Raw genomic sequence first — 23,050 nt, forward strand, 5'->3', positions numbered from 1 at the left:
CGTTGAAATCTTGCGTCTGGGAATGCAGTTCTTGCTCTTTGGAAGTGAGATGCTGCTCTTGCGTCTGCAGGTTTTGAGCTAGGGATTGAAGGTCTTGGCCTTGAGTCTGAAGCGCTTGCTCGAGATCGAGAAGTTCCTGCTCCCGTGCGTTGAGATCTTGCGTTTGGGAATGCAGTTCTTGCTCTTTGGAAGTGAGATGCCGCTCTTTCGTCTGCAGGTTTTGAGCTAGGGATTGAAGGTCTTGCCCTTGAGTCTGAAGCTCTTGTTCGAGATCGAGAAGCTCCTGCTCCCGTGAGTTGAGGTCTTGCGTCTGGGAATGCAGTTCTTGCTCTTTGGAAGTGAGATGCTGCTCTTTCGTTTGCAGGTTTTGAGCTAGGGATTGAAGTTCTTGGCCTTGAGTCTGAAGTTCTTGTTCGAGATCGAGAAGTTCCTGCTCCCGTGAGTTGAGGTCTTGCGTTTGAGAATGGAGCACTAGCTCTTTGGACTGGAGCTGTTGTTCTTTCGTTTGCAGGTTATGAGCTAGGGATTGAAGGTCTTGCCCTTGAGTCTGAAGCTCTTGCTCGAGATCGAGAAGTTCCTGCTCCCGTGAGTTGAGATCTTGCGTTTGGGAATGCAGTTCTTGCTCTTTGGATGAGAGATGCTGCTCTTTCGTCTGCAGGTTATGAGCTAGGGATTGAAGGTCTTGGCCTTGAGTCTGAAGCTCTTGCTCGAGATCGAGAAGTTCTTGTTCCCGTGCGTTGAGGTCTTGCGTTTGAGAATGCAACACGAGCTCTTTGGACTGGAGCTGTTGTTCTTTCGTCTCGAGGTTATGAGCTAGGGATTGAAGGTCTTGCCCTTGAGTTTGAAGCACTTGTTCGAGAACGTGAAGATCCTGTTCTCGTGCATGGAGGTCTTGTGCCTGAGAGTGCATTTCTAATCTTTGCGCTTGTAACGCTTGTTCAAGCCCGACAAGTTCCTGATGCCGTGCTTGAAGTGCCTGTGTCTGAGATTGCAGTTCCAGCTCCTTAGCCTCGAGCTTTTGGTCGGTAACAAGGAGCTCTTGCTCAAGTCCGACAAGTTCCTGCTGCCGTGCTTGAAGTTCTTGTATCTGAGAATGCAGCTCCAGCTCCTTAGCCTCGAGCCTTTGATTTGTAACAAGCAGATCTTGTTCTTTCGTCTGCAGTTTATCCGCTAGGGATTGAAGTTCTTGGCTTTGCCCCTGAAGCTCTTGCTTAAGACTGAGTAGTTCCTGCTCCCGTGCTTGAAGTTCTTGTGTCTGAGAATGCAGTTCCAGTCCCTTCGTCTGGAGCTCTTGATTAAGAGTGAGTTGCTCTTGTTCTTGCGTCTGCAAGTGATCCGCTTGAGAATGCAGTTCTAACCATTGCGTCTGAAGCTCTTGTTCATGATCGAGAAGTTTCTGCTCCCGTTTTTGTAGGTGTTGCGTCTGAGAATGCAGCTCTTGCCCCTTCGATAGGAGGTCTTGTTCGAGAGAGAGTAGATCCTGCTCTTTCGTCTGAAGGCTACTCGCTAGGGAATGCAGTTCCTGCCCTTGCCCCAGCAACTCTTGCTCAAGATCGTGAAGTTCCTGCTCCTGTGCCGTGAGACTATGCTCAAATGCGTGGAGGTTTTGCTCCCTCACCTGTAGTTCCTGCTTTCGTTGCTCCCAATTTGCGTTTGCTTCTGTAAACTGCTTTAGGTCAGAGAGTGTCTGCTCTTCCCGTGCCCGTGCGTCCTCCAACTGCTGATTCAATGACTCCAGTTTGGATAGTTGCTCGTGCTGTCTCATCTGCGCACTTTCAAACTCTTCATTTACATGATCCAAAGCTTGTTTCCATGTGAGCTGTTGCTGCTCCAGATGTTCTATCATGTCTAAATGCTGTTGGCGTTCATGCAGGATCTCCTCGATTTGACTCAGATGCTGCTGATCTTGCTCGTGTAACGTTTTTTGCCATTGTGCCTCTTTTTGTTCGTAACTTTGTACTCGCCGTTGGAGCAATTCTATGTGCTCGCGTAAGTGTGATTCCTGCGCTTGATGTTTGGACATGATTTCTTCAAGCCGTGGACCTTTTCGCTGCTCTCTGATCTCGGTTTGCAAGCTGTCGATCGAACTCTTTAGTTTTGCTTCTGTTTCCTGGTGGTCGGTTATGGCATTTTCCCGTTGTTTCAGGAGATGCTCGTAGTAGTCGAGCTTGCTTTTCATTTCTTGAAGCATGTCTTGTGAATCATTCAAGCGCTGCTTCCATTCTGCCCCTTTGCTGTCCAAATCGTGGAGGTTCTGGTTCAATTGTTCAAGCTGCTCTCTGTATGTTTCATTTTTTTGGGATGTTTCCTCTATCTGCTTCTGTAGGTACCACACTTCTTGCATGAGTTGGTTTGCTTTTTCTTCGTAGTAGTGTGCTTGTTTTTTTAGCAGGAGGAGCTTCTCATTTTCTCTCGACTTGTTCGCATTGGAGATTCTCCTTTTGTACACAGTGTTGTCCTCCTTTTTCCGTCTGGCTTTCCCATATAGACATATGTACGGGGTGGGAATTGGTGCCTGTATTGTAGTGACGGGTTTCTATATAGAAAAAACGGGAGAAGTGCTAGTCTTCTCCCGCCTGATTGGAAACGAATATTTATTTCTTACGGAGTGGTAATGACAATATCCCCAAACGTGATGCAATCGGCAACCAGTAATTGTTCGTCTGGAACGATTGTAATTGTGGCACTGAAGACGAGGACGCCAGAAGAGTCGGTGAGTGTCAGGATGATAACGTCTGGCAGGTTGAGTCCTGTTTCGGCGAGTGTCAGAGAGTAGGTCACCGTTTCTTGTGCGCCTGTTGCTGTGAATGTCCGTACACCAGTACCTGTTACGACCAGACCTGTCACAATTGGCAGGATAGGCAGTACGCTAATGCATGTCGGAGAACTGATAGTCGTTGGCGAGAAGCTGAAGCTTTGATCGCCAAGGACATCAGGCAGGAGAGCATCAAAGAAGTTAAAGGTAAACGAGCTGCTGGATGGATCGCAACTTGGGCAGATATCCGCGATGAGCTGGATCGTACCGACGGCAATGGCGAGCGGGATACCAATCGATACGGAGACGTTTGGTACCAACGCGTTGACGGACGCCTGGCAATCGCAGTTGCGTACTGGGAAGATTGGTGGGCATTGTGGTGGGAATGTGATCGGCGGGCAACGGAAAGATGGCGTTGGCGATGGAATTGGAATGTTGTTTGGACGTGGAGAGCAGAATTTCGCCAATACTTCTAGTTTGACTTCTGCTTCTACCTGGATTTCTACGCAGACAATGACGTCGAGTTGAACCATGCCACCGAGGAGAACAGTACCGGTTGGTGAGCACTCGAAAGCACTGATTCGGCACAAGATATTGTCCTCATCAAGCGGTTCAGGCAGGCAGAGTACGACTTCCTGATCGAATTGCACTGTCGTTGTGAATTCGCAGAGAGGTGTTCCGTCTGCGAAGACGCGAACGAGCACAGTGGCTCCGAACACGAAGCGAACGACACCGACCCGAACAGTGGTCCCATTGACTACAATGTTCTCGCGGCGAATACTGACGACTCTGCAAGTAGGACCAGGAGAAACTGGCTCAACGCAGGAGATCGTGATATCTTGCCCTGCACGAATAGCAGCGTCTACCAGAGCTTGACAATCGTCGGGAAGGGCAATCTTGTTTCGGTAGCTGTTCGCTAATACTACCCAGTCATACACCTTATTGACGCGAATGCACTCTTCCTGCAGGTTGTTCGATATAGGAGGAGTTGCTGTAGGCGTCGGTGTAGGGAGCTGGCGACCCATAATGGGCTTCACGTGATGTTTCACCGTAAGAATCCTTCCTTTCCTAGGGAGTTTGCTTTGCAGTTACATACTATGTGGGCAACCGGAGTTTGGCATGTTGAGCATGCGCCTATTTTTTAGGTCACTATCTTGTCAGAATGGAATTTGAAATTTTTGAAAGAACCAATTGTCGTCGAATTTTCTTTGGGCAGTGTATCGAACACGCTGAGCGGCAGCCCCGCAAGTCAGCACGTCATCCGCAATTTCACTCGCATTTGCGTAGAGTACAAGTTTTTTCGCTGCCTCAATCCGCTGCTCGTTAAAATGGCTGTACGCCATGCGAAGCATATTGTAATAAATGTGCTCATGTGCAATTGTGTAAGGGTGAACTTGCCTGAACAAATGCAAAATTTTTACGGATGGCTGGACCAGACACGTATATCCAAAGAGCCACATTTTGATGGAAAACTCGATATCTTCAAATCCCCATATGCGAAAACCACGGTCAAAACCCCCGACTTTCATAAAAGCCTCTCTGGTGACCAAGAAGCATCCCCCTGGCAATATCGCAACCGGTGACGGACCTGTTGGCTTTGGATACCAGCTGATCTCAAGCTTTTGATTCAGATTTTGCCCATAACCAATTTTATGTGGCTCCGTCATGGAGGCAATTCCCGGAGCAACTCCATCTGCTTTTTTTGTAAGGATGAGCTCCATCATGCGATCGATCCAAAAGTTTTCAAAAGACAGATGGGCATCGCAAAAAATGAAGTAGTTGCCGCGTGCGTGATTCACGCCCAAGTTTCGTGCAGCAGCAGCACCAATGCCTTCTGTTGTGATTAATTTTATTTTTTCATTTTGCCCGTGGCCTTGTAGAAAGTGACAACCGTTATCAGTTGAGGCATCATCGACTACGATCACTTCATATGGATACGTGGTTCTTGTATTCAAAAGGGAAGTGATGGTAGAACGCACATTGTCCCCCTCATTTTTTACAGGAATGATAATGGAGATTAGGGGCATTTGTGAGGTGGGCATATGACCACTCCTTTCTGTAGCATCGTATGCGCAAAGCGCTTCTTCGGAACAGTCATCGCCAAAAATGTTCACTTTGGACACTAGGCATTCATACAATATCGCGGACTGAAGGAAAGTGCGTGAGGAGAGATGGGAATGGATGTTGAGGTATATTACAGTGGTCAACGTGGCGGGACCATGCCGTACGCTGCTCTGCCAGCGTTTCGTTTATTTTGCAAGAAAAATGGCTTTCAATTGAAGTGGGATTCGACGAATAAAAGAGTTGACCTGGATTCGGGGTTGAAAGGAAAAGTTTGCGTTCTTTTTACAGGCATATCTTCTTCAGGAGGGACCGCCTACGAGTGGGAGGTATTGGGGAACGTTCAAAAATTTCTTTCTGATAGCGGGATGGAGGTTGTCTTAAGCCAAAACAATCCGTCTCTGGCGAAAAATACGGATGTCGCCATACGTTTCAGCTTGAAGGAAATGCGAGTCCTGGAAAAACCGAGACTGATTTTCTTTCAGTCGGAGGATGATAAGCGGCAAGATCTGGTCAAGTGTCTACGTACAGAAATGCAGCAGTCAGGAATCCCGTGTCACTATAAAGTAACCAAAAATCAAAAGCAACCATCGATCGTTCACATCCAGTTGCAGCTGCCGCTTTATACGGAAGTGAGCATGCGTAAGATCTATGCGGAAAAAATTGCGCTACACTTAGCGTCAGGGGTTTTGGAGTATTTCCAAAATGGATTACACATTCAACCAATGGCGTTTTTACCTCCCAATATTTTAAAGCTGTTTTATTCCACGATGCTCTTTACCTCTGATAAGGAAAGTCAGCAGGGAGCAGATGAAAAGCCATTGGCAGAGGAACCAATCACGATTCAGGAAAGTGAACAGCCGAGTGCTGAGGCCAGCGACTCAAATAGTGACTCAAATAGTGAAGTAAACAGCGAATCAAACAGCGAGTCAGACAGTGAACGGGAAGAACTGATGATCTTGGCAGAAGAAGAACTCCTGGAACAGGTAGTGACCATTCATCCGGTCGAAGAAGTGCCTGAACTGGTTGAATTGCGTACAACGGCAGAAGTGTATTTTGATTACACGTTGATTCACTCTGAATCAGTTGAGAAGCCGTACCTGTTGATTGGGACGCTTCAGGTGAAAAATACGGGGAACGTTGAACTGGACAATCCAATCGTTTGCCTGCGTGTCTCGCCTGTCGATTCGATCAAAATGGGAGGGCAGGTATTGCCACCGAAGCTCGTGGAGACGATGGCCGTGCAAGGTACATCGGGCTTAAAAGGATGGAGATACTTGGAAGACGATTGGTTTGCCCAAGCGATGGAGAGAGGGGAATACTGGATAGCGCCGATCCAACCTGTAACCATTGCGCCGGAATCGACGGAATCCTTCCAAAACTTTCAGATTTCATTTATGAAACAAGAAGCGGGGAAGGGAATCGTCGTTGAGGGTGTCGTGCTGTGCAACGATCAGACGGTACACTTTTCGGCAAATAACCGGATTGCTGTGTCTTTCTAATATGGAAGAAAAGCCACCATTTCAGTAGAAATGATGGCTTTTCCGTTCCGCGCCTCTATTTTTTCAAGAACATTTGCACGAATGTTTTCCCGTGCGGACCGCCATTCACGACAGCAATGGCTACGTAGTCGTATGTCGGACTCATGATATTGGCTTTGTGCCCGGAGGAATTCATGAACATTTGATGAGCGCTGCTTACAGAGTAGTTTTGCGCAATATTTTCAGCAGCAGCTATATAGCGAATACCAAAAGTGTCCATCATTTGAAACGGTGAGCCGTAAGTGGGAGAGGTGTGGCTAAAGTAGGCTTTGTTCACCATCTCTTGAGCTTTTACACGTGCAACGTTCACCAACTGCATGTCCACTTGATATGGTGCGAGACCACGGCTGGTGCGCTCTTGATTCACGAGTTGAACCATTTCTTTTTCCTCAGCCGTCAAACCAGCGGGAAGAGGAACTTGTGTGCCGGCACCAGGGTTTTGTGGTTGCTCAGGCTTGCTCGGTGTTACGGGAGTCGTTGGATTTGTTGGGACGGTCGGCTTCGTATCGGGTTTAGGCTGTACTGGATTGTTCTTGTATTGTGTTTTTATGGCTGTAAAGGTTTTGGCGTCAGCTTCACCGGTCAAAGTTTGCTTATTACGTGACTGGAATAGCATGACGGCAAAGCGCGTAGATTCATCGTAATAACCCGAAGCAGTTACTTTGTATCCGATTCCAGCGAGCATTGTTTGCAATTCCTTCACGCTTTCCCCACTAGCACCCAATTTCAGCGTAACGTAATTATTGGATTCTGTGGGTTCAGTAGGCTTGGACGGTGTGCTCGGCGTAATCGGCTTCTCTTGATTGCGTGCTTGGTACACGCTCTTCAGTTTATCGTAAGTGGTTTTGTTTACAATCCCGGTTTGCGCCAGCTTGTATTTTTTCTGAAATGCTTTGACGTTAGAAGCCGTGTAGCTGTTGTATGTCTTGTCCACTACCAGCTTGTAGTCGTAATGAAGTGCATCGAGCATCTTTTCCACTTCAAGCACGCGCGAGTTTTTCATCCCTTTTTTCAAAGAGGTAAAGCTTGTTTTCGCAAATGCAGGTTGTCCGATCATAGTAACGAGGACGGACAGGGAAAGGATCGTTGCCATTTTCTTTATGTTGCGATTCATCTCATCACGCCTTTCTATGATTTGTCGCACCACAATGGTACTAAATGTGGAACAAATGAGAAAAGCACAAAATATTGGAAAGAGGTGGAGGTGGAATGTTTGACCTCTCTTGGATCGACCTAATCATCCTCGTGCTGGCAAGCTTTCGTCTCACGCATTTGATTGTTTTTGATGAGATCACGTCTTTTCTGCGAACCCCATTTTATCAGGTGTTATATGTACCCGATGAGTCGGGGCAAATGGTTCGGGACTTTCAATTTAAAGGCGGGAGGGTGCGCCAATGGATAGGCAGATTGTTGAGCTGCCATTGGTGCGTGGGAATTTGGGTGGGCGCTTTGATCGTTGGGTTGTATATGTATGTGCCAGCCGCCTATCCGTTGTTGCTCCTGCTTGCCATAGCCGGAGCGGCGGCTGTCATTGAGACAAAGCTGTATTCGAGTTGAAAGGTTAGCTCCTCGAAAAAATTTTGTATACGATCACTTCGTCATACGAAAGAGGAATGATCTCTTCGGCCATGTATCCTCCTACGATTCTTTGCTGGACTTGAGGAGTGCTCGGTACACCGATACTGGAAGACGCGATGTCCACACGAACCGTCTTGGCATTCGGATCGAGTGGAATTTCGAGGGCAAAGGTGGGCTTATCAACGGTATAACTTTTTACATTTACGCCATTCACGAGCGCAGTCAAAACAATGGGCTTCGGCAATTTTACGGGGGAGCCAGGGACTTTGCCCTTTACTAACAACATTTGAGCCGGTGCAGAAGGATCTGATTCAACAATCGCGCGCAGGACAGGAGGCGCCCACAAGTCCATCCCCCGATTCATGCTTGTGATTCTGGTTGTATTGGATGGAAAGGACTTGTAGAGCCTCAACAGGTCGAGTACACCCATGCCTTTGTATTGTGGAACGTACGATATCCAATGGCTGGGTATGGACGAATAATTTTTTGCAAGAGATCGTAAGACTTCAGGTACGCCGACGGAATGCCATTGGGTAGCTGATTTGCACGCTGTGTGGATTCGAGCGTTTCCTAAATAGTGAGGCAGATAACCGATGGGGTAAAATTTGGCGATGCGCATCCACAGGTCATAATCCATGCAAAATTGCAATTTTTCATCTACGCCCCCCATGTGCCTGAAGACGTGGGCTCTGATGAAAGCGGATGGCTGGCAAATCACACAGCTCTGATACAACTTCTTGGAATCAGCCTGTTCTGACGGATAGGTGGTGGATACTTGACCGTACTCGTTCATCACATGGCAATTGCCGTGAAGCATTCCCCAGGCGGGGTTACTCGCAAAAGCGTGAACAGCCTTCATAATGGCGCCAGGTACATAGGTGTCGTCTGAATTCAGCCAGCCGATGATTTCCCCTCTTGCCAATGCCAAGCCTTTGTTAAGCGCATGAGACTGTCCGCGATCCGGTTCGGAAATAAAACGGAAGCGCGGATCTTTTTGTGCATATTCTTGCAAGATGGAGAGGGTATCGTCAGTCGAGCCTCCATCTACCACGATATGCTCAAGGTTTACATAGTCCTGAGTCAATATGCTATTTATGGTCTCACGAATAAACCGGCCTTGGTTGTAAGAGGGGGTAATGATACTCACTAATGGTTGCTGTGAGTGGGACACGAGATTCACTCCCATCTTTCCATCATAAAAAATGCATGCACTACCATCAGACTATGAAAGAATGGAAAATCGGGTACACAAGCATCGTTGATCTTGTGCACCCGATTTCAATTTACCCGGAGATTACAGGTAGTCCGGAACGATCCCTGGATTTCGGAAGATACGAAGCAATTCCGCGTGGCAGTTAGGGTCGATCTCTTTGCCAGAAATGGCTCTTGCCACGAGGCTGATGCGACCCGCATCGTAATTGTTGATTCTGCCGGAAGGGATGGTCCGAACCGATTCAGGAATGATTTCAAACAGTGTGCCTCGGAGCATCTCCTCGATGCAAAGGACGGACGGCAGCCACCAAGTGGTATCGTCCTTATAAATCCGGTTCATTTGTCCAGGAGCTCCGTTGTAGACCATGATCGATTGGGTTGTATCCAAAATACAGGCAGTTTCCAACAAGAGGTGCCCACCTGGTTTAATCACGCTCCGGCATTGTGACAATGTCCACATCGGATCGCGCAGATGATAGAGCAGACCAAGATGCTGGACGACATCAAATTGATTGTGCCGAATTTGATGTGGGAACGGCAGGGGTTCAATAAAATCGTCCATCAGCAATACTTGCAGCCCTTCCCATAATTTATATGGGCTGGTATTGTACAGCGGCAAAACTTTGCTTTGTAGGATGTTCTTGCAAAACTCAAAATTCAAATAGAGCGGCTGCATACAGTCCGTAGCCACGACAAGACTTGCCCCTCTTTGCTCCGCTTCAAACGCCCACATTCCGTCAAAACTAGCGAGATCAAGGACGCGTTTCCCCGAATATTGGATGTATTCTCTGGATTGTCTCGTCATATTCCATATACCTTCCAGAAGCGTAATCCCGGGTGTGACAATACCGGGTCGCAGCGCGATCTTATGGTACCATCGCCGTTTGCTGATCTCATCGAGAATTTCCTGATCTGTCCAAAATCTTCCCATCGACATGTCCCCCTTCATTGCAGAGTGCTTGCCCTATACGATATGTTCGGACCGTGCTGGGGGAAATGATATAAATGCATTAATTTCGTCCTATTCAGGTCTAAAGTTGCTTGCCAACATGCATGATTTTGGAAAAAAGGCATATGCCCGTTTCTCGTTGTCTGTCACGTACATAAAGTATGGGGAGAAAAAGGAGGCGGAAAAAGTATGGCCTTGCCTATCGTGATCATCCATCGCGGGGACGATGATTATCTCACATACAGCTTGCAGCAAGCAAAAAGAAGCAATCCCCATTCGCCCGTCTATCTGATAGGGAATGGGGGAAACAGAAGGTATGCTATGAACGGCATCATTCACGAGATAATAGACGATTACATGCCTGCCGCTATCGAAATGACGAGAGTCTATAAACATATTCATTTCATGCCCTATGAATACAACCTATTTTGTTTTCAAAGATGGTTTATTTTGTTGGCGTTTATGAAAAAGCATCAGATTCCAAAATGCTGTTATATCGATACGGATGTCATGCTGTTTACCGACGTAAACCATCCGCGCTTTGACAACTTTATGATGGAATTCGTATGGACCAATTTCTTAGATAGGCAGAAGCTAGAACAATTTTGCGAGTTCATGACGTCTCAGTTTGCCAATCCGATTACATTCGCGAAAGTCGTTCATTACACGATGCAGAGAAAGGAACATGTCAGATTCAATCAACCTTTAATTACAGATATGGTGCTGGCCTTGCTATTTCTTTCGCAATTTAAGGATTACCAAATGACGAACGGCTTGTTTCATGATGGCTTTTTTGACGGCAATATTCAGCAGTCTGCTTCGGTGGAGAACTTGTATGGCTTTAAGAAAATTTACTCGATAAATGGTGTCCTGTGCTGCAAGGATAAGGCAACGAGTCAATTTGTCCCGTTGTTTTCTCTTCATTTTCAAGGATACACGAAGCACCATATGAAGTTTTTTACGGCTCCCTATCTCCCCCAAGCAGGTTCTTACATTTTCGATTATATTTCCAATCGATGGATTCAGTTTTTATAGGCTTCTATCATCCCTCGTGTTATTTGACCATTTTCATTGGATCATAGAGCATCGACTGCGACAAACGCATAAGATGGTGCATACAACACGATAAACGGATAGAGGTGGCCTGGGTGAAACTGATATTACTATCGGGTGGTTCAGGGAAAAGGCTGTGGCCGCTCTCCAATGATGTCAGGTCCAAACAGTTCTTGAAGTTGATAGGCAATGCACATGCCCAACCAGAGGCGATGGTTCAACGAGTGTGGAGGCAGCTAGCCTTCCGCAATTGGTCGGAGCCTGTTTATATTTCAACAGGCCGTTCGCATGTTGACTTGCTTCAAAGCCAACTTGGAGAAGGCGTTCCTTTGATCGTGGAGCCGGAAAAAAGGGATACCTTCCCTGCCATTGCTTTAGCGGTGACCTATTTGTACTCTGCTTTGACAATGGACCCGGATGAAGTCATTGCCATCATGCCTGTCGATCCATTCGTTGAGGATCGCTTCATGGACAGGATCAAGGAGCTGGAGAACGTCATACTCAGATCAGGTGCGAATCTCGCATTAATCGGAGTGAAGCCTACGTACCCATCTACGAAATACGGTTACATTGTTCCAAAGCTGGAATCAGAGTCGGGTCAGGGTGAAAGGCCTCATGCCTATCAAAAAGTAAAAAGCTTCAAAGAAAAGCCGACTCTTGAGCAAGCGCAGGATTTAGTAGAAAAGAAGGCTCTATGGAATTGTGGAATTTTTGCTTTTCGATTGGGTTATCTGATTCGCGAATTGGAGCAAAAAGGATTGCCTACTGAATACAACCGCATGCTTGAGCAATATAGCCAAATGCCTGCCATCAGCTTTGACTATGAGATTGTAGAAAAGGCAGAGAAAGTAGTCGTTCTCCCGTATGACGGAGCCTGGAAGGACTTAGGGACGTGGAATACGCTCACAGAAGAAATGAGCGGGAATGCAATCGGTAAGGTTTTGATCGATGAGAGTTGCACGAATACACACGTTATCAACGAATTGGACATACCTATCGTGTCCATCGGTTTATCGGATATGATCGTGGCGGCCAGTCCTGATGGCATCCTCGTTTCTTCTAAGGAACAAAGCCATATGGTCAAAAATTTGGCTTTGAATTGGACAAAGCGCCCAATGTATGAAGAGCGGCGCTGGGGATGGTATCAGGTTATGCATTTACAGAAGAATGAAGACGACGTGGAAGTATTAACGAAAAGAATCCATGTATACGCCGGGAAAAATTTGAGCTATCAGTACCATCACCATCGTAGCGAAGTATGGATCATCGTAGAGGGCTGCGGCGAGTTCATTTTGGATGATCAGCTGAGCCAGGTTGGACCAGGTGACGTATTGCAAATCCCGGTAGGAGCCAAACATGCAATCAAAGCTACGACCGAGCTGGAATTCATCGAAGTACAGATGGGAAGTCAGCTGGTGGAAGAAGATATCGTTCGACTCGGAATGACGTGGTCAGCGATCCTGGAGCAGTTAGGGAAGCACGGTGATCACGATGATTGATCCAGCGTTTTGGCGAGACAAAAAAGTGTTGATCACAGGTCATACGGGGTTCAAAGGGTCATGGCTGTGCTTATGGCTGCATCATTTAGGGGCGAAGGTAACAGGGTATGCGCTGTCGCCGCCGACGAATCCGAGTATTTTTCAGTGTGCCCAAATCAGCTCATTGGTTGATTCGATCATTGATGATGTCAGATCGAAGGAAAGTGTTCAAAAAGCGATCAACCAAGCAAACCCAGATATCATCATTCACATGGCCGCTCAGCCGCTGGTGCGTCTATCGTATCAATATCCGGCGGAAACCTACGAAATCAATGTCATGGGTACGGTGAATGTACTCGAAGCGGCGAGAGTGGCTGTGCAGAACGGTATGAAAATCAAAGCAATCATCAATGTTACGACGGATAAGGTTTATGAAAACCGGGAGTGGGTGTGGGGATACCGTGAGCAAGATGTGTTGGGCGGCTATGACCCGTATTCCAACAGTAAAGCATGTTCGGAGCAAGTGACTGCCTCCTATCGCAATGCTTTCTTTCACCCCGATCGTGATCACCAGCATGGCGTAGCCATTGCTTCAGCGCGAGCAGGCAATGTAATCGGCGGCGGCGATTGGGCTCTTGATCGCTTGATACCGGATTGCCTGAGTGCCTTGATAAAGGGAGAAAAAATCACCATCCGAAATCCAAAAGCGATTCGGCCGTGGCAGCACGTCCTTGAGCCATTGAAGGGGTATTTAATGCTCGCAGAAAAAATGTGGGGAAATGGCAAGGATTACGCCCAGAGCTGGAATTTTGGTCCGAATGAGGAAGATGCCAAATCGGTAGAGTGGATCGTCCAGCAGTTGTGTGAGCGCTGGGGAGCTGGTGCCTGCTTTGAAGCAGAGCGAACAGATCCACAGTGGCACGAAGCCCAATATTTAAAGCTGGACTGTTCCAAAGCCAAAAGTGTAATAGGCTGGAAGCCCACCTGGTCACTCGAGCAGACCTTGGACAGTATCATTTTTTGGCATAAGGCTTATCAGCAAAAGCAAGACGTAAGGGAAATCTGTTTGGCCCAAATCGCAGCGTATACAGATAGGACCCAATGAAGAACAGAGGAAGGAGGGCAACCAATGAAAGTCGTCATCCTAGCAGGAGGGTATGGCACGCGCATTGGAGAAGAAACGCATCTTCGTCCGAAGCCGCTCATTGAGATCGGTGATTGGCCCATCATTTGTCATATCATGTCCATTTATTCCAAGTACGGTTTCCATGATTTCATCATCTGTCTCGGATACAAAGGCTACATGATCAAGGAGTACTTCGCGCACTACTTCCTTCACCATTCTGATGTGACGTTTGATTTTCGTAACGACAATCAGGTCACTTTTCACAACCATAATGCTGCGCCGTGGCGAGTCACATTGATTGATACGGGGAAAGACACAGGGACAGGTGGAAGGGTGAAGCGGATACAGAAGTATGTGGGAGAAGAAACATTCATGCTGACGTATGGAGATGGCTTATCCGACATTGATATTGAACAGTTGGTAAAATTTCATCGCACGCATAAAAAACTCGCAACGATCACTACGACTCAACCGCCAGGCCGATTCGGAGCATTGGATATTGTCAATGGGAACACCGTAAGAGGATTCCAAGAGAAGCCAAAGGGGGACGGCGGCTGGATCAATGCTGGTTTTTTTGTCATGGAGCCGGGCGTACTTGACTATATTGCGGGTGATGAGACGGTATTGGAAAAAGAGCCGCTGGAGAGCTTGGCCAAGGCGAATCAACTGATGGCTTTCAAGCATACCGGTTTTTGGCATCCAATGGATACGCTCAGAGATAAAAACTACTTGGAAGAACTGTGGAAATCCGGAAAAGCAGCATGGGCAACCAGCCGAATATGAAGGAGGAAGCAGGAGTGGGTGGATTAAACGAGAACAGTGAAGAGGTTTTTTCTCCAATCGGATACGGGGACATAACGATCGATTGTGGGGCAAATCACGGGCTCATTTCTCAAAAAATGGCGGATAAAGGCGCCCTCGTCTTTGCGTTTGAACCGAATCCATACGTATTTGAGGAATTGAAAAAAAGGGTGGGATCCTATCCCAATGTCATATGTATAAATAAAGCGGTTTGGCATAAAAACGACAAGCTACGCTTGCATTTGCATGATCTTTACCATACGGATCCGGCAGGGTCTGCTTATGCCTCTTCTCTTCTGACTAATCATCCAGTTACGAATCCCGAAAAGTATGTAGAGGTAGAGGTGATCGATTTGACACAGTTTATCCAAATGCTCAATCGTCCGATCAAATTGATCAAAATGGATATCGAGGGGGCAGAATTTGAACTGTTGGAAAAAATCGTGGAGCAAAATTTACACCTGCAAATAGAAAAAATCGTCGTAGAAAATCATGAATGGCTGATCGAAGACTTGAAAACGAAAGCCGATCACTTTCGGAGGGTCATGCAAGAAAAACGAATTCACAACATCGACTTGAACTGGGTATAAAGCAGGTGAAGGGGAGCGATCCCAAATGAAGATACTTGTGACCGGCGCGACAGGCTTTCTCGGAAGCCAGCTCGTAAAAGCGCTGCGATTGGACGGACATACCGTCATCATTTTGAAAAGGAGCACTTCCGATTGCTCGCGCATCCAGGACATATTACCTGATTTGATTACCTATGATACGGATTGCGGTCAATGGGAAGCTCCTTTTCTGGAGCAGGAGAGAATCGATGCGATCATCCATACGGCAACCTGTTATGGACGCAACAACGAGAGCAATGCCACGATGGTAGATGCCAATGTAACCTTTCCGCTGAAACTACTGGATGTGGCTATGCGCTTTGGCACCCCTGTTTTTCTGAATACAGATACGTTTTCCAGTGCGCCCGTCCGATTATCCAAGCATCTACAACCATACAATTTGACGAAGCGTCAGTTTCGAGAATGGGGAAAATGCCTAGCAGATACATCTTCCCTGCCATTCATAAACGTCAGGCTGGAGCATCTGTATGGTCCTTTTGACAATAGGAATAAATTTGTCTCGACTGTCATCAAAAGCTGTCTCGAAAATCAGACCGAACTAAGGCTAACAGAAGGAAAGCAAGCAAGGGACTTTATTTATGTGGATGATGTTGTTTCTGCCTTTCGTGTGCTGTTGGCGCATGCTGCCCGTCTACCCGCAGGCTTTACGGAATACCAGGTAGGGACAGGTACTGCTACTTCGATCCGCGAGTTTGTAGAACTGGTTCATCAGATAACCAAATCAAGCACGGTTCTGAAGTTCGGCTCGATTGCTTATACAGATATGGAAATCATGCATTCACAAGCGGATAATCGACCGCTTCAAGCATTAGGGTGGAATCATCATGTAAAGCTGGAGGATGGATTGAGAAAGGTAATGGCCGATTTCAACTAGCAGCGAAACAAAAAACATGGCGAGCCTGCAGCCATGTTTTTTCGTGTGCCCTTAATCGAGGAAGGTCTTGTTCGTGCAGAACAGATCAGCGTGGAAAGGTTTCATTTCGTCTAGTAAATGGTTGTAGTTCTTCACCTTCACCACCGTATTGTCCCGCTTAAACATATAGATATGGGAAAACAATTTCTCCAGCAGTGTGTATAGCACGAGTGGATGTCTCCCGAAGTTTTCCTTGATGCTCTCTGGGTTGAATTCAATGATCACATCCGGGTCCCACTGCTTAAGCGTTCGCATGGCACTTTCCAAGACGATGACCTCCGAGCCTTCCACGTCAATTTTAATGAGGTCGAGACGCGATATCATATTCTGCTCTACCCAGTCATCCAGCCTGACACATGATATGAATTGGGTGGATTTCTCCACGTCTTCTGGCTCATGCGGGATATAAGACCATCCGCCTCCACGCGGGTCGTCTTTAAAATGGATGTTCCCGTTCCGGTCTGCTATTCCGAGCTGGAGTGGCTCGACATTGGTGATGTGATTCTCGGACAGGTTTCGCAGGAGATAAGGATAATTGACATCGGAGGGTTCGAATGCGTACACCTTGCCTTGGGGCGCAAGATAGCTCAGAGCGAGTGAGATCGGACCGATGTTCGCACCGATGTCTAGGCAAACATGGTCAGGTTGTACGATTTTTTTCAGAGGAAGGATAACGTAGTCTTCATAGTATCCATTGTAATACTCCATAAAGTACAGGACGCTTTGATCAGAGCCGTCCCCATAGACGGTAAAGGTTTGATTGTCAAACGGTAGGTGAAAGTCAACTTTCTTCATCGAATTCGTTGCTCCTTCAAGTGGATTGTAGATCATGATGATGTCATTTCCTACGACGAATAAGAGGTCGGGACGAATAGAATGAACGAATTCTCGTAGTTCTTGGATAGTGGGATAATCGTTCAACAATGGATTGGGACCAATAAAGCAACGAGCATCATCAATCAAAATGACGTGATTTTGAACATAATGCTGCAGAATGGCAGCCAGCTCATGCAAGATGGGGGTGTCTAGGTCTCCTTTGGCTGCCTCAGTTGAGCGGGGGATGTAATGACCGTCCAGCCAAAACAGGCAAGGTGATGTAACAGAGTGCATCAGGTTGGTCAATACTACTCCGCTGTCACCGTGGAGGATATGGATGTGGCTGTCGCCTGAAAATCTCTCTTTTGCCGCTATAAACAAGGCTTCATCCAGCTCGATGGAAACGAGCAAATCAAAATGGTTTTTCATCGCTTGCAACATGTCGCCCTTAAATGTACCTGTCTCGATCAAGGTGCGTATGCCTATCGTTTTTGCTATATGTTTGATCTTCGACTTTTTCAAATCGGTTGTCGGTGCTTCCAATATCCAAAAATCCCAAGTCTCTTGTTCTGTTAATGGAAACGGGATTCGGCGCTCCTTCCTCCACGTCTCCCGAATTTGCTGCATGCGTGACATACAAAGATGACCTCCTTTCAATTGACATTAGCGTGCGACGGAAGAAAAGACAGCCAGCGTTTCGCGCGCGCATTTCTCCCACGAAAAGTGCTTGGCTTGATGGATGCCTTTGGCAACCAGCTCTGCTCTTGCGTCAGGTGACAAATAAAGATGGGCGATTTTCACCGCGATATCGTCGGAAATATTCGGATCGAAGGTGAGAGCAGCGTCACCTACCACTTCAGGAATGCTCCCTGCATTGGAGCAAACGATTGGAATGTTGGACTTCATGGCCTCTACTAGCGGTATGCCAAAGCCTTCGAAAAGGGAAGGGAAGCAAAGGAACTGGGCATTCCGATACAAGTAAGGCATCTCTTCCTGTGGTACGTAGTGGAGCCATTTGACTTGGTTCCACAGCTGGTTATTCGTGATGTAATTCATGACGTTCTGATGAGCCTCTTGAGCAAAACCAGTGAAAACCATGGGAATCCGTATATTGTGTTTATCTCGCAAAGTGACGAGTGCTTTGAATACATTCAGGTGATTTTTATGATGCCATGTATTCGCAGGGAAAAAGCCGTAGCCACTGGGCAGCGTATACTTTTGTATGACCTGTTGATTGAGTGCCTCATTATGCGGCAAGGAAAATTCCCGCGAAGCATCCAGGTGGATCGCATGTACTTTGTGCGGAGGAAGCTCGAATTTTTGGAGGATCGTTTGTTTGGAAAACTCCGAGAGAGTCAGTACGGCACTGCAACGCTGTGCAGACGATTGGTAGTTGTCTTTTCGCCAGCGCAAGGAATGAGCATCGAAAAACTCCGGGTAATACTCATGCTGGATATCAGGAATGTTGATAACAGAAGGGATTGTGACATCGGTTGGATTCAAGACAAGCAACGGACAAAACCACAAGTTCAACTGCAAGGAGTTAATCCAGAAATGAAGCATCGCGTGTGCATTTCCGTGGTCGGGGATCATGAATTTGCGCACATTCTTTTGCGCCTCAAAGGTATGGAAATTGTGTGACGATAAAAAAAGAAACCACTGATGGCCGTCCCCAGCATTCATCGAGTAGGCCAGCAAGTTCCTGACATACTGTTCCATCCCGCCGATTTTGCCAGGAATCACTGACATCAGATTGATTCCGACTCTCATGTAGGAATCCTCCCTTGTACGTGAGGATGTGCCATGTACCAAGCGATCGTTTTTTCCAAGCCAGCGAGTAAGGAAGTTTGTGCCACGAAACCGAACCGTTCTTTTGCTTTGGTCACATCCAGCAGGCGGCGCGGTTGTCCGTCAGGCTTGGTTTTATCCCACTCGATCTCTCCTTGGAAGCCGCTTAGCTGCCTGATGATTTCGGCTAAATTTTTTATGGAAATTTCGTGGCCGGAGCCGATATTGACCGGTTCCGATTGATCATAGCGCTGTGTAGCAGCAATAATCGCCTGTGCCGCATCTTCGACATAGATGAACTCTCTCGTCACGCTCCCTGATCCCCAGAGCACGATCTTCTTTTCACCATTTCGTATAGCGTCCACGCATTTTCGAATGATGGCAGGGATGACGTGAGAGGTTTCCAAATCGAAGTTGTCGCCTGGACCGTACAAATTGACAGGGAGCAAATAAATGGAATTGAACCCGTATTGCTCGCGATAAGCTTGCGATTGTACCAGCATCATTTTCTTGGCTAAGCCATAGGGAGCATTGGTTTCTTCAGGGTAACCATTCCATATATTTTCTTCCTGGAACGGTATAGGAGCATGCTTCGGATAGGAGCAAATGGTTCCGATGGCTACGAATTTTTCGACACCGAATAACCGGGATTGCTCTATAAGCTGGGTCCCCATGATCAAATTATCGTAAAAGTATTTTCCGGGATTTTTTTGATTCGCGCCGATTCCGCCGACGACGGCAGCCAAGTGAAGAATGATATCGGGACGGAAATCTTGCAACATCTTGTTCACATCATGTTCTTTGCGAAGATCGTATTCATGGCTTCTAGGGATGAAGATGTCCGTACAGTCCAATTTGCGCAATTGATGAACGACGTGGCTTCCTAGAAATCCTGATCCACCAGTAACCACAATCCGTTTTTTCGCCAGATTCAATTCGTGTCAACCTGCCTTTCTCGTCCGTATTCATGTTCGAGGCGATGGGACTCTGCGATTTACCCATTGTTCGATTTGGGCCTTGCCTTTGGTGAATTCCTGATAAAATTGGTACTCCTCATAGGAAAGCGGGAGGACTTCTTCTAGGTGGTAGCTGATAGATCGTTTGACTTTAGGATTGTTGGGGTGGCTCTGAAGGATCTGCTGGCTGCAAAAAATACTCACTTCACATCGCTGTCCCTCTGAGGTAATGGGAATCACGACTTGAAAACGCTCGTGGGTAACTTGGAATTTGTGTACGAGTTTCCCATTCCTCATGACATGGAAATGCAGGAGAGGGGCGGTATTATGGTTGCTTCCTTTGATAAGCAAAGCGTGCATCGGTCCATGGCTGGCTTCGATGGTCATTCGCAGGTTTTGGGGAGCCCATGCGTCTGAGTAGCGGTTGGATGCAATGATTTGGGGAGAGGGTCCGAACGCATGATACGCTTTGAGCTTGTGGAGAAACCAAAATGCTCCTTGATTGTAATGCTTCTGCGTATAGTGATAGAGCCATTCATTCGAGATGGTGCCATGATGCTTCACGCTTGTTTTCAAAATTTCGGAAAAGCCTGGCTCCAATTCATAAACGTACGTTTTACACGCGCTGTACAAGCGGGAATTGGCCAAAAACTCTGGTATCGTCCCAATCGGATAATGCAGGGAGATCCGGTTCCACAGATCGTAATCCATGCACCAGTCATGCTCCTCATTTACACCGCCAACTGCTTCAAAGGCATGCTTGCGCAAGAACGCAGCGGGTTGGCAAATGAGGTTGAAATTGAACAATTTTTTTCGGTCAAACTCTACCCAAATGTACGGATACTTTACTTTGTCATTTTCATCAATGTGGAGCCCTTTTCCGTAAACCACTCCCCATTCGGGATGCTGCTGCAAGGCTGCGACGGCCTTTCGAATCGCCCCGGGAAAATACGTATCATCTGAATTAAGCCAACCGATGATCTCTCCACGGGCCATTTGTAATCCTTTATTGATGGCATGGGATTGGCCGCGATCTGGTTCGGAAACGTAGCGGAAGCGGTCTTGCAGATGGCTATACTGCTGCAAGATGCCCACTGTACCGTCCGTTGAGGCGCCATCAACCACGATAAGCTCAATATGGGGATAGTCTTGCGTCAGTACGCTATCAATTGTTCGTTTGATGAATTTTGCTTGGTTGTATGAAGGGGTGATAACACTCACGAGAGGAAGGGATTGCATGGACATAGAGGTTCCTCCTGATTTTTTCTAAACATCCACTCGGCGTTTTCAAGAGCTGTTATGTTGGCGTAGCACAGAGCGCCAGTAATTCAATAAATCTTCCATCGTTTGCTGGAAAGAGATTTCGGGCTCCCACCCAGTCTTTTTTCGAAACAGCGAGGAATCGCCCAATACGATGTCTACATCGGAGGGTCTTAGTCGATCAGTGTCGACATGTATTTCCACCTGCACATCTGTCAGCGCCAGCAACGTCTTCAACATGTCCTCGATGGTATAGCGAGTACCAGCGGATATGTTATATACATCTCCTGGTTCGCCACGAGTAAGCGCCAACCAGTACGCCCTGACAATATCACGGACATCTGTGAAGTCTCGAATCGCACTGAGATTCCCGACGTTTACTTTTGGTTCTTGCAGGCCTAGCTCAATCTGGGCTATTTGTTTGGCAAAATTGGAGGTGACATAGCTTTCGCCTCTTCTGGGCCCTGTATGATGGAACGTACGGGTACGGATGATCGCCAGACCGTAACTGTGATGATATTGATACCCGAGATAATCCTGGGCAATTTTACTGACTGCGTATGGATTGAGGGGACGGAGGGGATTGGTCTCCTTGATAGGGATTTCCTCCGGATAGACCAAACCATATTCCTCACTGGAGCAAGCGATTTGAATCTTGCACGGAACAGCATGGTTGCGTACCGCCTCGAACAAATTTAACTGTGGGACAATATTGTTCACCATCGTATCTGCAGGAGACGACACCGAGGTGGGGACGAAGCTTTGGGCAGCTAGGTGAAAAAGGAGATCAGGCTTTATTCTCTGGATGAGTTCATTTACAGATTGGGGATCTTTTAATTCACAGTTTTCCATATGCACGCGGTCCATCAGGTGCCCCAGTTGCTCTTTTTTGGTAAGGGACCGGAATGTGCCGTAAACATCCACATCCCCCCGCGACAGTAGATATTCAGCCAAGTGACTGCCGGCAAATCCCGTTACTCCGGTAATCAATGCCTTCATGAGTCGAATCCCCCCTGTCCATGATGCTCATAGCGAAGGATGAACAGCTTAACATATTATGAATATGGAAAAACGTGAAAAATGGCACGGCGCACAGCTCGTTTCCAAAGGGAATTTTATTGGGATTAGGGTTCGGCTCGCACCCATTTGCAGGTCGGATAGTCGAAATACATGTAATCATCTGTATTCGGGATGTCTTGTGAGCGAAAATAGGGGATATATTCTTTTGCATGTCCTTGAAAATGCAAGGAATGAGCTGGGAGGTAGTTATTCGTCTCTGTTATTTTGCAAAAGAGCATGCCGTCCTTTTGATAGATCTGTTTCTTCGTTTCCAAGCTGTTTGCTTGCGGACAGGATGGGGCAAACGGACAATTGAGATTATGATCGAAAAAGCCGTTTGCAACCAAGCCGTACGTAGCGCCACGGCGAAGTGCGTAATTGTGAAAAAGAGTAAACAATACCATATCTGAAATAGGAACATCACCGATTTCTTTTGCAAATTGAAGCAAGTTCTCATAGTGAAGAGGATCGCGGAAAAATTTGGTGGTGTATTCGCAGAATTGATCGAGTTTATCCAAGTCGCACACTGTTGTCCAGGTAAACTCGAATGTGAAATCGTGGAAATCATTTTCGTTTTGCTTGCTGATGTCGGTGTAGAGCATCACGTCAGAGTCCAGGTAGCAGCAACGATCGATACCCTGACTCCTCATAAAATCGCGTAGAATAAACCAGCGTTGGAAGCAGAACAGATTGTATTCGTAGGAGGTGGGGGAGGAGTGCTTGTAAACAAAAGAGTAAGCTTGGGCGCTTTTGAAATACTTACTCAACAGGTAGTGCTCTATATTATCGGTACTAAGTTGCTTGGTTTCTGGCTTTCCAATAAGAATGACACGAGAGGAAGGATTGCTGTATTTCGCCTGTTGCACGCATAATCCTACATGCTCTTCAGCCGTTCTGTGAATAAACACGATGGGCAAACTCAAGATACACATCTCCTCTGTCTTACAAAATGTCTGATAGGCTCCTATTGGTAAACTTTCTCCTAATATATGTCCCGAGGAGGGCCTTGAAACGGCAGGCGCCTCTTACGTGGAACATTTTGTATGAGAGACGTGCAAATAGCCTGTTTTGCAGC

At 47.0% G+C, this 23,050-nt stretch carries 20 protein-coding genes; 8 read left to right on the plus strand and 12 right to left on the minus strand.

Translation table 11 applies throughout. From position 1 onward, the window contains the following. The 3 genes from HPY27_RS28580 to HPY27_RS28590 form a co-directional block, all read right to left on the minus strand. Positions 1-2,449 (minus strand): coiled-coil domain-containing protein (locus HPY27_RS28580; RefSeq protein WP_483296520.1); only part of this gene is annotated, 2,449 nt, incomplete at its 3' end. A gap of 152 nt (positions 2,450-2,601) precedes the next feature. Then, on the minus strand, positions 2,602-3,804 hold the full coding sequence (locus HPY27_RS28585) for a BMQ_0737 family morphogenetic spore coat protein (protein WP_017247443.1): 1,203 nt from the start codon (positions 3,802-3,804) through the stop codon (positions 2,602-2,604). 108 nt (positions 3,805-3,912) lie between these two features. Then, entirely contained in the window at positions 3,913-4,797 is an 885-nt protein-coding gene (locus HPY27_RS28590) for a glycosyltransferase family 2 protein (RefSeq protein ID WP_017247444.1), read from the minus strand. Between the two features lie 135 nt (positions 4,798-4,932). Here HPY27_RS28590 and HPY27_RS28595 point away from each other — a divergent pair, with 135 nt between their 5' ends. Beyond that, complete coding sequence (locus HPY27_RS28595; RefSeq protein ID WP_017247445.1) at positions 4,933-6,318, plus strand: hypothetical protein; 1,386 nt, start codon at positions 4,933-4,935, stop codon at positions 6,316-6,318. 55 nt (positions 6,319-6,373) lie between these two features. On the opposite strand, the gene HPY27_RS28600 is transcribed toward HPY27_RS28595, so the two are convergent. Next, positions 6,374-7,471, minus strand: coding sequence for a peptidoglycan-binding protein (locus HPY27_RS28600; RefSeq protein ID WP_174226499.1), 1,098 nt, complete (start codon positions 7,469-7,471; stop codon positions 6,374-6,376). Positions 7,472-7,566: 95 nt separating this feature from the next. On the opposite strand from HPY27_RS28600, the gene HPY27_RS28605 reads away from it, so the two are divergent. After that, positions 7,567-7,914 carry a DUF1360 domain-containing protein gene (locus tag HPY27_RS28605; RefSeq protein ID WP_017247447.1) on the plus strand — a complete coding sequence of 116 codons (348 nt, stop codon included), beginning with the start codon at positions 7,567-7,569 and terminating at the stop codon, positions 7,912-7,914. A gap of 4 nt (positions 7,915-7,918) precedes the next feature. On the opposite strand, the gene HPY27_RS28610 is transcribed toward HPY27_RS28605, so the two are convergent. Then, the gene (locus HPY27_RS28610) at positions 7,919-9,106 is read right to left on the minus strand and encodes a glycosyltransferase family 2 protein (RefSeq protein ID WP_174226500.1); all 1,188 of its coding nucleotides are present in this window, start codon (positions 9,104-9,106) and stop codon (positions 7,919-7,921) included. A 123-nt stretch (positions 9,107-9,229) separates the two neighbouring features. Beyond that, positions 9,230-10,078: a DUF1698 domain-containing protein gene (locus tag HPY27_RS28615; protein ID WP_106836735.1), complete on the minus strand. Its 849-nt coding sequence runs from the start codon at positions 10,076-10,078 to the stop codon at positions 9,230-9,232. Positions 10,079-10,285: 207 nt separating this feature from the next. Between HPY27_RS28615 and HPY27_RS28620 the strand changes: the two genes are divergently transcribed. From HPY27_RS28620 to HPY27_RS28645, 6 genes are all read left to right on the plus strand, one after another. Then, entirely contained in the window at positions 10,286-11,131 is an 846-nt protein-coding gene (locus tag HPY27_RS28620; RefSeq protein ID WP_017247450.1) for a hypothetical protein, read from the plus strand. 113 nt (positions 11,132-11,244) lie between these two features. Then, complete coding sequence (locus tag HPY27_RS28625; RefSeq protein WP_174226501.1) at positions 11,245-12,648, plus strand: sugar phosphate nucleotidyltransferase; 1,404 nt, start codon at positions 11,245-11,247, stop codon at positions 12,646-12,648. Beyond that, a complete protein-coding gene (gene rfbG / locus HPY27_RS28630) occupies positions 12,641-13,732 on the plus strand; it encodes a CDP-glucose 4,6-dehydratase (RefSeq protein WP_174226513.1) in 1,092 nt (363 codons plus the stop codon). The genes HPY27_RS28625 and rfbG overlap by 8 nt, the downstream gene beginning before the upstream one ends. Before the next feature lie 24 nt (positions 13,733-13,756). After that, positions 13,757-14,536 (plus strand): glucose-1-phosphate cytidylyltransferase, encoded by a 780-nt coding sequence (gene rfbF, locus HPY27_RS28635; RefSeq protein WP_017247453.1) that lies wholly within the window; start codon positions 13,757-13,759, stop codon positions 14,534-14,536. Positions 14,537-14,550: 14 nt separating this feature from the next. Further along, a complete protein-coding gene (locus HPY27_RS28640) occupies positions 14,551-15,144 on the plus strand; it encodes an FkbM family methyltransferase (RefSeq protein WP_174226502.1) in 594 nt (197 codons plus the stop codon). A gap of 25 nt (positions 15,145-15,169) precedes the next feature. Next, entirely contained in the window at positions 15,170-16,057 is an 888-nt protein-coding gene (locus HPY27_RS28645; RefSeq protein WP_174226503.1) for an NAD-dependent epimerase/dehydratase family protein, read from the plus strand. 51 nt (positions 16,058-16,108) lie between these two features. On the opposite strand, the gene HPY27_RS28650 is transcribed toward HPY27_RS28645, so the two are convergent. The 6 genes from HPY27_RS28650 to HPY27_RS28675 all read right to left on the minus strand — a co-directional run bounded on the left by HPY27_RS28650 (position 16,109) and on the right by HPY27_RS28675 (position 22,907). Continuing rightward, positions 16,109-17,548: an FkbM family methyltransferase gene (locus HPY27_RS28650; protein ID WP_174226504.1), complete on the minus strand. Its 1,440-nt coding sequence runs from the start codon at positions 17,546-17,548 to the stop codon at positions 16,109-16,111. Between the two features lie 27 nt (positions 17,549-17,575). Continuing rightward, entirely contained in the window at positions 17,576-18,682 is a 1,107-nt protein-coding gene (locus HPY27_RS28655; RefSeq protein WP_017247457.1) for a glycosyltransferase family 4 protein, read from the minus strand. Further along, positions 18,679-19,635: a GDP-L-fucose synthase family protein gene (locus HPY27_RS28660; RefSeq protein ID WP_173622423.1), complete on the minus strand. Its 957-nt coding sequence runs from the start codon at positions 19,633-19,635 to the stop codon at positions 18,679-18,681. Before HPY27_RS28660 ends, HPY27_RS28655 begins: the two co-directional genes overlap by 4 nt. A 30-nt stretch (positions 19,636-19,665) precedes the next feature. Then, the gene (locus tag HPY27_RS28665) at positions 19,666-20,901 is read right to left on the minus strand and encodes a glycosyltransferase family 2 protein (RefSeq protein ID WP_017247459.1); all 1,236 of its coding nucleotides are present in this window, start codon (positions 20,899-20,901) and stop codon (positions 19,666-19,668) included. Positions 20,902-20,943: 42 nt separating this feature from the next. Then, positions 20,944-21,915 carry a GDP-mannose 4,6-dehydratase gene (locus HPY27_RS28670; protein ID WP_017247460.1) on the minus strand — a complete coding sequence of 324 codons (972 nt, stop codon included), beginning with the start codon at positions 21,913-21,915 and terminating at the stop codon, positions 20,944-20,946. 125 nt (positions 21,916-22,040) lie between these two features. Further along, positions 22,041-22,907: a hypothetical protein gene (locus tag HPY27_RS28675; RefSeq protein WP_254613022.1), complete on the minus strand. Its 867-nt coding sequence runs from the start codon at positions 22,905-22,907 to the stop codon at positions 22,041-22,043. Between the last annotated feature and the right edge of the window lie 143 nt (positions 22,908-23,050).

Origin of the sequence: Brevibacillus sp. HB1.1, from assembly GCF_013332445.1 — a bacterium.
In the GTDB taxonomy this organism is placed as follows: Bacteria; Bacillota; Bacilli; order Brevibacillales; family Brevibacillaceae; genus Brevibacillus; species Brevibacillus porteri.

Bases quoted from the DNA above. Each gene is read 5' to 3' on its own strand.
- HPY27_RS28590 (WP_017247444.1), bottom strand. From the start codon at position 4,797: ATGCCCACCTCACAAATGCCCCTAATCTCCATTATCATTCCTGTAAAA.
- HPY27_RS28595 (WP_017247445.1), top strand. From the start codon at position 4,933: ATGGATGTTGAGGTATATTACAGTGGTCAACGTGGCGGGACCATGCCG.
- HPY27_RS28600 (WP_174226499.1), bottom strand. From the start codon at position 7,471: ATGAATCGCAACATAAAGAAAATGGCAACGATCCTTTCCCTGTCCGTC.
- HPY27_RS28605 (WP_017247447.1), top strand. From the start codon at position 7,567: ATGTTTGACCTCTCTTGGATCGACCTAATCATCCTCGTGCTGGCAAGC.
- HPY27_RS28615 (WP_106836735.1), bottom strand. From the start codon at position 10,078: ATGGGAAGATTTTGGACAGATCAGGAAATTCTCGATGAGATCAGCAAA.
- HPY27_RS28620 (WP_017247450.1), top strand. From the start codon at position 10,286: ATGGCCTTGCCTATCGTGATCATCCATCGCGGGGACGATGATTATCTC.
- rfbG (WP_174226513.1), top strand. From the start codon at position 12,641: ATGATTGATCCAGCGTTTTGGCGAGACAAAAAAGTGTTGATCACAGGT.
- rfbF (WP_017247453.1), top strand. From the start codon at position 13,757: ATGAAAGTCGTCATCCTAGCAGGAGGGTATGGCACGCGCATTGGAGAA.
- HPY27_RS28645 (WP_174226503.1), top strand. From the start codon at position 15,170: ATGAAGATACTTGTGACCGGCGCGACAGGCTTTCTCGGAAGCCAGCTC.
- HPY27_RS28650 (WP_174226504.1), bottom strand. From the start codon at position 17,548: ATGTCACGCATGCAGCAAATTCGGGAGACGTGGAGGAAGGAGCGCCGA.
- HPY27_RS28655 (WP_017247457.1), bottom strand. From the start codon at position 18,682: ATGAGAGTCGGAATCAATCTGATGTCAGTGATTCCTGGCAAAATCGGC.
- HPY27_RS28665 (WP_017247459.1), bottom strand. From the start codon at position 20,901: ATGTCCATGCAATCCCTTCCTCTCGTGAGTGTTATCACCCCTTCATAC.
- HPY27_RS28670 (WP_017247460.1), bottom strand. From the start codon at position 21,915: ATGAAGGCATTGATTACCGGAGTAACGGGATTTGCCGGCAGTCACTTG.
- HPY27_RS28675 (WP_254613022.1), bottom strand. From the start codon at position 22,907: ATGTGTATCTTGAGTTTGCCCATCGTGTTTATTCACAGAACGGCTGAA.